Raw genomic sequence first — 11,614 nt, 5'->3', positions numbered from 1 at the left:
CTCCGCCACCCGCGGCGGCGAGTGCGCCGCGGCCGCGAGCCAGGATTGAGCCTGATAATGAGGGTAATGACGGCGGCGTGAGCCGTCGTCATCGCACGGTTTGCACGGTAGTCCCGATATCCACCGCTGCCGACGGCGCTCCCTTTTCAAAGCGCGCGCCGGCCGCTACATCCGACGCATGCCGCTTCATCTCATCAAGCTCGCCGTCGGTTGCGACTCCGTCAAGGAACTCAAGGGCTGGGTCGCCGAACGGATGGCGACCGCGAAGAAAAAGGGCCTGCCGCTCCGTCACGTCCACATCACGCGGATGACGCCGAAGCGCGAGGAGGAGCTCCTTGCCGGCGGCTCGCTTTATTGGGTGATCCGTGGCGAGATCGCCGCGCGCGAGAAGATCATCGCGATCGAGCCGTTCCGCGACAAGGACGGCATCGGGCGCTGCCGCATCGTCATGCAGCCCAAGGTGATCGCCGTCTCGCCGCGGCCGATGCGGCCGTTCCAGGGCTGGCGCTATCTGACCGCCGACTCCGCCCCGGCCGATCTCACCAAGTCGAGCGCGGCCAGCGTGGCTTCGATGCCCGAGCCGATGCGCCGCGAGTTGCGCGACCTCGGATTGCTCTGAGCAATCGGACAGCTCTCGTCGATCGGGCGGCCGTTGCCGCGGGTCACTGGGTCACGAGATGCAGCCGGCTCCATTCGGACGCCGGGATCTCGACATAGCGGCCGCCCGCCTTGCTGACGGTGACGTCGAGCAGTTCATGGTCGATCCCCATCTCGCCGAGATATCGCCGGAACTGTTCGGTGAAGATCGAGGTCAGGCTTTCGCGGTGCTCGGCCGAGACGGTGGGGGCGAGCCGGTCGTAGATCTGCATTTTGGCGGTCAGGACGACGCGATTGCCGGGTGGCACGATGCGATGGACGCCGCCCGCAAGCATCAACACACAGGCAAGCTCGCAGGCGACGCTGGACAGCTTCTCCTTCGCGTCCAGCGGGCCGCCGGGCCGCTTCAGCGCAAAGCATTCCTCCTCGGATTTCCCGTTGCAGGCCTCGACCTCGGTCGCCGCGACCGCAGCATCGATGCCGCGTCCGCGCAGGATTCGGCCAAGGCTGGCAGCGACGGTGAGGTCGGACCCCGGTCTGACATTGATCACCACCGGCAGCTTGCGTCCGTTCTGACGGTCGAGGATCGCCAGCAGGCGCTTGTAGGTGTCCCATTGCACGGCGCCCTCGGCGGCGATCCAGTCCGAGCAGCCCGGGCCGCAGGCATCGGGCGCGCCATGCGCGACATAGAAGATCATCGCGCCGGGCGCCGAATTGACCCCGCCGACCGGCGGCCGGGTCTGCGCCTGCGCCACGGTCGCGGCCACCAGTGCGATGCCGAGAACAATGCCGTGCGTGAAATACCTGCTCATTCCGATCGCCTCTGAAAGGCGCGATCATCCCTGCGTCACGGGTGCGGCGCAAGCACGACCCGGCCGCACGGATGAGGCCGGGCCCTCATTACACGCCCGCGTCGGGACTGTGCATGAACAGCATCACACTTTTGCGGAGGCTGCCTAAACCGCGATGTTGTCGATCAGGCGGGTGCTGCCGAGCCGTGCCGCGACCAGCATCCGCATCGGGCCGTCTTTCAGCGAGCTGATCGGCGCCAGCGAGGCGGCATGGCGAACCTCGAGATAATCGAGCACGAAGCCGGCCTTGGTGATCAGCGCCGCGCCGGCGGCCATTGCCGTCGCCGTGTCCTCGCCGGCGCGCAGGCGACCTGCCGCTTCCTTCATCACCCGGTTGAGCTCGGGCGCGGCGCGCCGCTCCTCAGCCGAGAGGTAGACGTTGCGCGAGGACATCGCGAGACCGTCGCGTTCGCGCACCGTCTTGGATCCGATCACCTTGACGCCGAGGTCGAGGTCGGCGGCCATCTGGGTCACCACCCGGAGCTGCTGAAAGTCCTTCTCGCCGAAGATCGCGACATCGGGCCGGACCTGCGTGAACAGCTTGCCGACCACGGTGGCGACGCCGCCAAAGAAGTGCGGACGGAAGCGATCCTCGAGCCCGGCGGTGGCCGGCCCTTCCGGCACGATCCTGGTGGCGAAGCCGTCCGGGTACATCGCTTTCACCTCGGGGTGCCAGATCAGGTCGACGCCTTCGGCCGCGAGCTTGGCGACGTCTTCCTTCCAGGTGCGCGGATACGAACCGAAATCTTCCGTCGGCGCGAACTGCGTCGGGTTGACGAAGATGGAGACGACGACCCGCTTGGCACGGCGCTTGGCGAGCCGCACCAGCGACACATGGCCGTCATGGAGCGCACCCATGGTCGGGACCAGCGCGACGGTCGCCTTCTTGGCGCGCAGGGCGTCGACGGCGCGACGAAGGGCAGGGACGGTACGGACGACGGTGGGATTTCTCGGCATCTGGTCTCGGGCTCGTGGGGCAATCGGGGTGGGATGTTTGGCGTTCGGCAGGTGGCGGACCTTACCAAGTCCGGGCCGCTATCGGCAAACCGCCGCGCACGCATTACCCGATCTCGAATGCGCATGGATCGCGGGCCGCATCCTGTCGATCACGCAGCGCGCTTGCTCGTTCGATTCATCATTAAGGACGGCTGCAATTGATTTCGTGTCGCAGTGATGCATTTCACTTGACCGCAGCGGCGCTCGATTTGAAGATCGCTGTCGGGGATTGAATCATGTTGGTGCAGGCAAGTCAGGGTCAATCCGGCTCCGCACACGTCGTGGTGCTGGGGAACGAGAAGGGCGGTTCGGGCAAGTCGACCACGGCCCTGCACATCGCCGTTGCGCTCATGAAGGCCGGACAGCGTGTCGCGAGCATCGATCTCGACTGCCGGCAGCAGAGCTTCACCCGCTACATCAGCAATCGCCAGGCCTGGGCGCGGCGCACCGGGCTCGACCTCGAGCTCCCCGCGCATCACTGCATCAAGTACGGCGAGACGATGCAGATCGAGGAGAACGAGAACGCCGAATTCCAGCAGTTCATGACTGCGGTGAGCGCGGTGGAACGCGCCTATGATTTCATCGTCATCGATACCCCGGGTTCCGATAGCTACCTGATGCGCCTCGCGCATTCGATGGCCGACACGCTGGTGACGCCGATCAACGACAGCTTCCTCGATTTCGACGTGCTGGGCACCGTCGACCCCGCGACCTACGCGGTGGTCGGCGAGAGCCACTACGCGGAGATGGTGCGCGACGTGCGCCGCAAGCGCCGCCAGCTCGACGGCGCCTCGACCGACTGGATCGTGGTGCGCAACCGGCTGTCGATGCTCGGCTCGCGCAACAAGCAGCTGGTCGCCGACGGCTTGAAGCAGCTGTCGCTGCGGCTCGGGTTCCGTTCGGTCGACGGCTTTGCCGAGCGGGTGGTCTATCGCGAATTCTTCCCGCGCGGGCTGACGGCGCTCGACGACATCGACGAGGCGACGCTCGGCACCCGTCCGAGCCTCGGCCACGTCACGGCGCGCGAGGAGGTGATGAGCCTGCTGCGCCAGCTCAAGCTGCCGCTCGACGAGCGCGGCCGCCGCCGGGCCGCCAACCGGGCCGAGTGGTTCAGCCAGGTCGACAAGCCGCTCGAAGTCCACGACATCATCGGCAACTAGGGCGCTTTTGCGCGTAGTGGGGGCCGGAGCCCGTTCCGATTCAATCGGAACGGAAGAACTCTCGCGTCGGTGCGCGGTACCGGCCTATCGATTCGGTTCCAGCACCGTCATCTTGAACGGTCCGCCATTGGCGGCGGCATGTGCCACGGCGTCGTTGGCATGGTCGAGGTCGAAGGTCGTGACCTCGAACTGACCGAGCCGCAGCAGCCCGGCACGGGCGAGGTTGACGAGGCCGAATGTGGCCTCCGGCGGATACATCCAGGCGCCGTGAATGCTGATGCATTCGCGCATGATCCAGGGATAGGGCAGGTCGAGCCCCGGTCCGCCCTGCATCCCGACGCCGCCCATCAGCACGACCCGGCCATAGGGACGCACCGTCATGATCGCGGCGCGAACCGTCGGTGTCGTCACCGACGGCGGCATCAGGTCGAGCACGCAGTCGATCGGACCAGGCGCGGCCTGCCGCATGCGCTGCCGGTCGTCATCTTCGTTGCCGCTGAGCCTGACCGGGCGCACACGCCGGCCAAAGCGGCAGACCAGATCGGCCAATACCGTCTCGTTGCGGCCCGGGGCGACCACGCAGGCGGCGCCCATCGCCAGCGCAACGGCAACCGCGGCACTGCCGAAATTGCCGGTGGCGCCGCTCACCAGCACGGTCTCGCCCGGCTGCAGCCGCGCCGCCAGCAAGCCGCCATAGGGCACCAGACAGGTGCCGAGCGCGCACCAGGACGGCGCATCGGCCGGATCGATGTCGCCGATCCGCTTGACGTTCTCGGTTGGCACCAGCGTCTGCTCGGCGAACGAGCCGTGCCGGAAGTGCCGCTGCAAGCGCAGCCCGCCTTCGCCGCGTGCGCTCCAGCCCTGCAAGGTGATGTCCGGCGAGATGCTGTCGTCGCGCGAGCGGAAGGTCGGATCGCAGTACACCCAATCGCCGGCGGCGAGGTGGGTCGCATCCGGCCCGACAGCGCGAACCCGCCCGATGGCGCCGGGACCGGGAACGGCCGGCAACTCGAGCAGGTAGCTGCGCTCGCCGCTGAAGACCTCATTGGCGTAGGACAGCACGCGCGTCGCGATCACGTCGACAAGGACTTCGCCCGTTCCCATCTTGGGTGCGGGGATCTCCTCGATCGCGAGCGGCGAGCCGAACGATTTTAGAACTGCTGCTTTCATCTGATCTCATCCCTGGCTGAGATCGGCATCATGCTGCGCTTCCTTGCATTCAGGAAGACCTGGTATTATCCTAGGATTATCAGTCCCAGTCAGGAGCCCGGTCATGGCCACTGCGCGGCAAAGCGAACTCGGCGATTTCCTGCGGTCGCGGCGGCAGAAGCTGACGCCCAAGCTCACCGGCACCCAGGCCGGGCGACGGCGCCGAACGCCCGGTCTGCGCCGCGAGGAGGTGGCCGAACTCGCCGGTATCGGGGTCGACTGGTACATCCGCCTCGAGCAGGGCCGCTCCGTGAGCCCGTCCGCCACCACGATCGACGCGCTGGCGCGGGCACTCCGTCTCAGCAAGGCCGAGCATGCGCATCTGCGGGCGCTGGCAAAGCATGGCGACCGCCGACCATTCGCTACCGAGACCGTGCCGCCTGCGATCCGGCGCGTGGTCGAAAGCCTCAACCAGCCGGCCTATGTCACAGGGCGGCGATGGGACGTGCTGGCCTGGAACGCAGCCGCGGAGGATGTCTTCGCCTTCGGCCGCCTGCCCGAGGACGAGCGCAATACGCTGATCTACGTGCTGACCAACCCCAAAAGCCGCCTGCTGTTCGGCGCAAACTGGCCCGAGGAGGCGCGGCGCATCGTCACCCAGTTCCGCCGGACGCACGACCTCTGGGCCGGCGATCCGGCCTTCCTCGATCTGCAGGCGCGGCTGCGCAGAGGCTGTCCGGAGTTCGACGGCTGGTGGGGCACCCACGACGTCAGCGTCAGCGTCGCCGGCAGAAAAGTGCTCAGCCACCCCAAGCGCGGCCGGCTGACTTTTGAATATGCCACCTTCCAGGCCAATGACGATCCAGGCCTTAAACTGATCATCTACACGGAAGTTCGCTGAAAACCGTGGTTTTCCGGTGATTTTCGCCACAGAGCGGCCCAAAAGGTGGAACAAAGGGGCCGAAATCCGGTTTCCCCTTAACGTCTATCCAAGGCTCGAACGCAACCTTGGGAACTTGCGTCGAAGGGTAAGGAGAGCACGCGCCGGCCCGGAGGGCCTGTGCAACTGCACAAACTATAGGTGCGGCGCACAACGTTATGCCACCAAAGCCACAATATTTGGACTTCCTGTCACGGCGCTGTGACATATATTCTCAAAAGGAGGCCGAAGAGCCTCCCGCCAAAATAGCCCTGAAAAGGCGGGCACCTCGAGGACGTCATGAAGCGTGGAATTCTCGTTCTGCTGTCTCTCTCCGTGGTGATCACGGCGGCTTATTTCACCGCGAGCAAGTGGGCGATCCGTCACGAAACCCTCATGTTCAAGGATCCGACGCGCGATGAGCGGCCGGTCGCGGTCGACGTCGCCGTGCGCTTCGACAAGGAAATGCAGGCCGACGCCGGCATGATCACGCTGCCGGTTGCGATCCTCAATCATGGCAATACCGTCAAATTCACCGAATATTCCTTCCTCGCGAACGTGTTCGCGGCGCGCGGCTATCTGACCGTTAGCATTCAGAACGACCTGCCGTCGGATGGACCGATGGTGACCAAGGAAGGCGAGCTCTATGTCGGGCGCCTGCCGCAGTATCAGCGCGGCATCACCAACATCAAATTCGCCATCGAGGAGATGAAGAAGCGTCAGCCGAACGCGGACTACAGCAAGCTGACGATGGTCGGCCATTCCAATGGCGGCGACATCGCGATGTATTTCGCGAAGCAGTACCCGGACGAGATCAAGAAGGTCGTCACGCTGGACAATCTGCGCGTGCCGTTCATGACCGACGGCAAGTTCAAGATCCTGTCGTTCCGTTCCCATGACTCTCACTTCAAGCCGGATCCCGGCGTGGTGCCGGACGAGGAAGAGTGCGAGAAGGCCGGTATCACCGTTGTGAACACCAACTTCCAGCACAACGACATGCGCGACACCGGACCCGAGAAAGCCAAGGACTCGATCCAGGCCATGCTCGATAAATTCCTGGCCGATACCGACAGCGCTGTCGGGCCGGTCGATACCAGGAATGCGCCGCCGAAGATTCTGGAGCCCGGTCCGGTCTCGCTCTACGTGCCGGTCGAGAAGCCGCAGACCTTCACCGAGAAGCTCAAGAAGTCGCTCTCGCTGACCAAGACCGAGACCAAGAAGGACCCGTCGGTCACCAATTGACGGAGCCGCCCGGGATGCCGGCAGGTCCGTCACGTTGACCAATCCGATCCGGCGGCCCACATAGTGTTTGCTGTACGAGGCAAGCGCTGATGGCCGGCAAGACGATCAAACCGACATCCGGAGGCGATGTACGTCCGGCCGATGCGCCTGGCGTGCCGACGTCGAGTTCGAACGACATCGCCGCGTTCGTGGCGAAGGCGCGGGCGATGTCGCCGCATCGCGCCGGCGCACGCGGCAGGCTGGTGTTCGCCCTCGATGCCACGATGAGCCGGCAGCCGACATGGGACATGGCGTGCACGCTGCAGGCGGACATGTTCCGCGAAGCCGGCGCGCTCGGCAGCCTTGATATTCGCCTCGTCTATTATCGCGGCTTCAACGAGTGCCGTGCTTCGGGCTGGATATCAGACAGCGCGCAGCTCGCGCGGCTGATGAGCAAGATCGATTGCCAGGGCGGCAATACCCAGATCGGCAAGGTGCTGTCCGAGACGCGACGCGAGGCGGTCGCCTCAGGTGTGCGCGCGCTGGTGTTCGTCGGCGACGCAATGGAGGAGAGCGCCGACGTGCTCTGCGCGAAGGCCGGCGAGCTCGGGCTGCTCAAGGTGCCGGTATTCATGTTCCAGGAAGGCGAGGATACGACTGCCGAACGGACGTTTCGCGAGATCGCGCGGCTGACCGGCGGCGCATGGTGCAGGTTCGATCCCGGCGCGGCCGCACAGCTCCGCGAATTGCTGCGTGCCGCCGCAGCCTACGCTGCCGGTGGCCGCGAGGCGCTGCTGCAGCTGGCGAAGACCACGAGCAGTGCAGCGCGGCTGATTGGCCAGATGAGATAGCGCCGCCTTGCGTCAGGCCTCGCCTGACGTTGCGGCTTTCGCGAGCGTGCCGAGCAGCGTCGACATGTTGGCCGTGACCTGCCTTGTCGCCTCCGCAATGCCGTGGCGTTCGGCGAGCCAGGCCGGGTCGTTGTAAGACAGCCAGCAGTCGCCGGCTTCGTCCTGCCACACCAGCGCCTTGAGCGGCAGGTCGATCCCGATGGTCTGCGCGGCCTGCATCAGCGGCGTGCCGCCCTTCGCATTGCCGAACACGAAGACCTCGGTCGGGCGGAGCGCAAGACCGGCACCGGCTGCACCCGCGGCATGATCGATCTGTGCAAACAGGGTCAGCCCGCTGGCCTGAAGTTCGGCCTTGAGCCGGTCAGCGGTTTGCTTCGGCCCGGCATTGCTGCGGAGGCTGATCAGTCCGTCAATCGTCATCGCGCTTCCTCCATCACCGCGGTGGGCCCCGACCAGGAATTTGACCTGGATCAAGGCGTCGCTGCATCGGCATTGAACCATAGTGCGGGCAAGGGAGCATCAGCCGTCTCAGCCGACGACCTGGATCCTGAGGCGGGGGACCAACCTCCGAGGTGCCGCGCGGGGCGTAGCACCCGACTCGGCGACAATCCCGACTTCCAGACCTCGGCAGGCTGATTCTTGAGGGCGCTGGCTGTCATTTGTTCGCATTCAGCAACGAGGTCGACGCGCGATGAATGTCGGAGACTACGCCTACAGATTTTGGCGCTACCTCACGGTTGTCGGGGCGCTGGCGATATTTCTCGGCGCTGGCGCGTTCATCATCGCGACGTTGCCGCCGCGCGAACTCGTGATGGCAACCGGCGTCGAGGGCAGCGCCAACTACGAGCTGGGCATCCGCTATCGCGAAATCCTGGCGAAAGAGGGCGTCAAGCTGCAGCTCCAGCCGACATCCGGCAGCCAAGAGAACCTGAAGTATCTACGCGACTCGCGGTCGAGGGTCAGCGTCGGATTCATCCAAGGCGGCACCACTACCGGCAAGGAAGCCCCGGAGCTGGAGTCGCTCGGCACCATGTTTTACGAGCCGCTATGGCTTTTCCGCCGGGCTGAAATTGGCGAAGGCATACAGGCATTGCGCGGCCGACGACTCTCGATAGATGCCGAAGGAAGCGGCGGGCGCGCCTTGGCGCTGCAAGTCATCCGAAGAACCAAGATCGACTCCATCATCGGTGAACTATCGGGGTATCCACCGCGAGCTGCCGCGGAGAAACTGATAGCCGGCGATATCGATGCGGCGTTCATCGTGACTGCCTGGGAGGATCGCGTCGTGCAATCTCTTCTCCATGCCAAAGGGATCGAGCCTTCCAGCGCTCAGCGCGCGGATGCCTTTGTCGCGATCTATCCCTTTCTGCACAAGCTGATCCTCCCTGCGGGGGTCGTCGATCTCCTGGCGAATCGCCCGCCCAGTGATGTTGTGCTGTTGGCGCCGAAAGCCAGTCTCGTTGTACGTGCCGACCTGCATTCAGCGTTGCAGTACGTTCTGCTCAATGCAGCCGTGCAAATTCATTCGCAGCCCGGTATTTTTCAGAGAGCGGGAGAATTTCCCGCAGCCGAGTCGATCGGCATTCCGCTCAGCCAGGAAGCGCAACGCTATTACAAAACCGGTCGGCCATTTTTGCAAGGTTATCTTCCATTCTGGGCCGCAACGTTGGTCGAGAAGGCGATCGTCGTGCTGATCCCGTTGGCCGCCTTGCTGTTCCCGGTGTTCAAGTTCCTGCCGCAGTCATACGACTGGATGATGCAACGCAGGATCAGGCGATTGTACGACGAGATCAGATCGATCGAGAGCGACATGAATGCTGAGGGAAAGAAAATTGACGTCAGCGGTTTGAACGCGCAGCTGGATCTGATGGATCACCGCGCGAACCAGATGCAGTTGCCAAATGTCTATGCGAGCAGCCTTTATACGCTGCGGAGCCATATTGACCTTGTGCGCACTCGTCTGGCCGCGATGACCTGAGTGCGCCGCCGGACGCAGGCGGCAAAGGCAAGTCAATTCTCTGGACCTCACGTCCCGGATGCAAAGGTCCGCCGGTGACAGGCGGATATCGGGAGTGCCGCAGCACGTAACCGGCCATCTTGCGGGTATGTGGCCCGGCCGCTTCCTGACGTCGGCGCCACGCCGGTGCCGTCACGCTCCGGTGAGACGAAGCTTCGCATGCATTTTGCCGCCGGGCCGCTTATATTCCGCGCATGCCAACCCTGATCGCCGGCGTCGTTGCCGTTGTCGTCCTTTATTCCGCGCTGCAGATGTTTCGTGCGGCCAATCCCGCCGTGCTTGCGCGCGCGATCAAGATCGTCGGCGGCGTACTCGCGCTTGCCGTTGCGGCCTTTACCGGCGTGCGGGGCGAGCTCGCGGTGGCAATTCCGCTCGGGATCTTCGGCGCCGGGCTGCTTGGCTGGTCGCCATTCGGGACGTCAGGCTTTCCCAATCTCGGCGGCATCTTCGGCGGTTCGCGCTCTCAGGGACAAAGCTCGCGGGTGCGCTCGCAATATCTCGACATGAGCCTCGATCACGGCAGCGGCGTGCTCAGCGGCCAGATCGTGGCCGGACCGGAGGCCGGCCGCATGCTCGATGAGTTCGACCTCGCGCAGCTGCTGGCGATGGTTCCGAGCTTCGACGCCGAAAGCGTCGCGCTACTTGAAAGCTATCTGGACCGCCGTTTTCCCGCCTGGCGTCAGGACGCACAGGGCGACCGGGCAGGGGGGCAGGGCCGTCCGGCGGCGAGCGGCAAAATGACGAACGAGGAGGCCTATCAGATCCTTGGCCTGCAGCCGGGCGCGTCGCGTGACGACATCAGCCGGGCTCACCGCACCCTGATGAAGAAACTCCATCCCGACCAGGGGGGCTCGACGTACCTCGCTGCCCGTGTGAACGAGGCCAAGGATACTCTGCTTCGCGCGCATCTCTAACTCCGGCTACGCTACCAACGCCACAGCCGAGCTGCCTTCCGTTTCTGATTGATGCCCCGCCTGACCCGCCGCTGTCCGGCGTGGCCGATCGTTCTTTCGGGAAAACTTAACCGTAAAATCTTGACGAGAAGTTTTCATAATCGCGCCGCGCGCTAACGGGCCGACTGTTTTCGCCGGCCGCACGCAAAGCAAAAGGGCCGGCGCTTGCGGCGCCGGCCCTTTGCGATCAGCAGATGGCGTCGATCAGTTGCGGACGGTGATGCAGGAGATCTCTGCGCGCTTCAGCGTCTTGCAGGCCGCTTCGGCCTGGTCGCGCTCGAGACCGGCAAAGCGGGCACGGTAGAGCTTGCGATTGTCCTTGGCGACGACTTCGGTGAACGGGTCCGCCTTGCTGAGCAGGCCTCGGGCCGAGCTGCGCGCGAGGTCGATGCGCTTGTTGGCCTCGCCTTCGGACTCCAGGGCGCCAACCTGGATGATCCAGCCGCTGTGGGCTGCGCCCGGCTTGACGGCGCCGGTCTGCGGGGCGGCCTGCAGGCTGCGTGTGGTGGGTTCGATCGAGGCCACGGCCTGGGCGGGCGCATGCACGGCTGACGCCGGCAGCACGCCGAGCACGCCGTTGCCGGTGCCGAAATTGGCCGGCTGCGGCGGCATTTCAGGCTTCGAGGTCTCGGCAGCCCGCGCCATCATCGCATTGGAGGTCTCGGGGATCTCGCTGCGCGACGGGATCGTGTTGGTGATCGGGGGCGCGGACTGTGCCGGGCCGGCGGCGGCGAGCTTGATCTGGCCGGCCTTGACCTGGACCGTCTTCACCTTGACCGGCTTCATCGGCTCAGCCGAGCCGGGGATTGCGGCGATCGGCTGGGTTTGGATCACGCCTGAGGTCAACGGCGCCGGCTCCGGCTTGGCCTGCGGTTCCGGCTTGGCCGGGGGCGGCGGCAG

Annotated in this window: 12 protein-coding genes; 7 read left to right on the top strand and 5 right to left on the bottom strand. The window is 65.1% G+C overall.

Annotated elements, in window-relative coordinates; translation table 11 throughout:
* Positions 1 to 178: 178 nt before the first annotated feature.
* Positions 179 to 619 (top strand): DUF1489 family protein, encoded by a 441-nt coding sequence (locus tag H8A92_RS37390; RefSeq protein WP_106318065.1) that lies wholly within the window; start codon positions 179 to 181, stop codon positions 617 to 619.
* Positions 620 to 662: 43 nt separating this feature from the next.
* On the opposite strand, the gene H8A92_RS37385 is transcribed toward H8A92_RS37390, so the two are convergent.
* Entirely contained in the window at positions 663 to 1,409 is a 747-nt protein-coding gene (locus tag H8A92_RS37385) for a hypothetical protein (RefSeq protein ID WP_229200267.1), read from the bottom strand.
* 144 nt (positions 1,410 to 1,553) lie between these two features.
* A complete protein-coding gene (gene panC / locus H8A92_RS37380) occupies positions 1,554 to 2,405 on the bottom strand; it encodes a pantoate--beta-alanine ligase (protein WP_229200266.1) in 852 nt (283 codons plus the stop codon).
* A 275-nt stretch (positions 2,406 to 2,680) separates the two neighbouring features.
* Between panC and H8A92_RS37375 the strand changes: the two genes are divergently transcribed.
* Positions 2,681 to 3,604 carry a division plane positioning ATPase MipZ gene (locus H8A92_RS37375; RefSeq protein WP_229200264.1) on the top strand — a complete coding sequence of 308 codons (924 nt, stop codon included), beginning with the start codon at positions 2,681 to 2,683 and terminating at the stop codon, positions 3,602 to 3,604.
* Positions 3,605 to 3,688: 84 nt separating this feature from the next.
* Here the strand turns inward: H8A92_RS37375 and H8A92_RS37370 are convergent, their stop codons facing one another.
* Complete coding sequence (locus tag H8A92_RS37370) at positions 3,689 to 4,774, bottom strand: alcohol dehydrogenase catalytic domain-containing protein (protein ID WP_229200263.1); 1,086 nt, start codon at positions 4,772 to 4,774, stop codon at positions 3,689 to 3,691.
* A 103-nt stretch (positions 4,775 to 4,877) separates the two neighbouring features.
* Here H8A92_RS37370 and H8A92_RS37365 point away from each other — a divergent pair, with 103 nt between their 5' ends.
* From H8A92_RS37365 to H8A92_RS37355, 3 genes are all read left to right on the top strand, one after another.
* Positions 4,878 to 5,654, top strand: coding sequence for a helix-turn-helix transcriptional regulator (locus H8A92_RS37365; protein ID WP_229200262.1), 777 nt, complete (start codon positions 4,878 to 4,880; stop codon positions 5,652 to 5,654).
* A 318-nt stretch (positions 5,655 to 5,972) separates the two neighbouring features.
* Positions 5,973 to 6,914 (top strand): alpha/beta fold hydrolase, encoded by a 942-nt coding sequence (locus H8A92_RS37360; protein ID WP_163154148.1) that lies wholly within the window; start codon positions 5,973 to 5,975, stop codon positions 6,912 to 6,914.
* Positions 6,915 to 7,003: 89 nt separating this feature from the next.
* Positions 7,004 to 7,744 (top strand): VWA domain-containing protein, encoded by a 741-nt coding sequence (locus H8A92_RS37355; protein ID WP_229200261.1) that lies wholly within the window; start codon positions 7,004 to 7,006, stop codon positions 7,742 to 7,744.
* Positions 7,745 to 7,756: 12 nt separating this feature from the next.
* Here H8A92_RS37355 and H8A92_RS37350 read toward each other — a convergent pair whose 3' ends face one another.
* Positions 7,757 to 8,164 (bottom strand): DUF302 domain-containing protein, encoded by a 408-nt coding sequence (locus H8A92_RS37350; protein ID WP_229200260.1) that lies wholly within the window; start codon positions 8,162 to 8,164, stop codon positions 7,757 to 7,759.
* 271 nt (positions 8,165 to 8,435) lie between these two features.
* On the opposite strand from H8A92_RS37350, the gene H8A92_RS37345 reads away from it, so the two are divergent.
* Complete coding sequence (locus tag H8A92_RS37345) at positions 8,436 to 9,722, top strand: TAXI family TRAP transporter solute-binding subunit (RefSeq protein WP_229200259.1); 1,287 nt, start codon at positions 8,436 to 8,438, stop codon at positions 9,720 to 9,722.
* Positions 9,723 to 9,955: 233 nt separating this feature from the next.
* Entirely contained in the window at positions 9,956 to 10,675 is a 720-nt protein-coding gene (locus H8A92_RS37340; protein WP_229200258.1) for a DnaJ domain-containing protein, read from the top strand.
* Positions 10,676 to 10,918: 243 nt separating this feature from the next.
* On the opposite strand, the gene H8A92_RS37335 is transcribed toward H8A92_RS37340, so the two are convergent.
* A partial coding sequence (locus H8A92_RS37335; RefSeq protein WP_229200257.1) for an SPOR domain-containing protein occupies positions 10,919 to 11,614 on the bottom strand: 696 nt, incomplete at its 5' end.

It is taken from the genome of Bradyrhizobium acaciae (assembly GCF_020889785.1).
Classification (GTDB): Bacteria; Pseudomonadota; Alphaproteobacteria; order Rhizobiales; family Xanthobacteraceae; genus Bradyrhizobium; species Bradyrhizobium acaciae.
The sequence above is the reverse complement of the archived record's forward strand: the minus strand, read 5'-3'. Positions and strand labels throughout refer to the sequence as shown.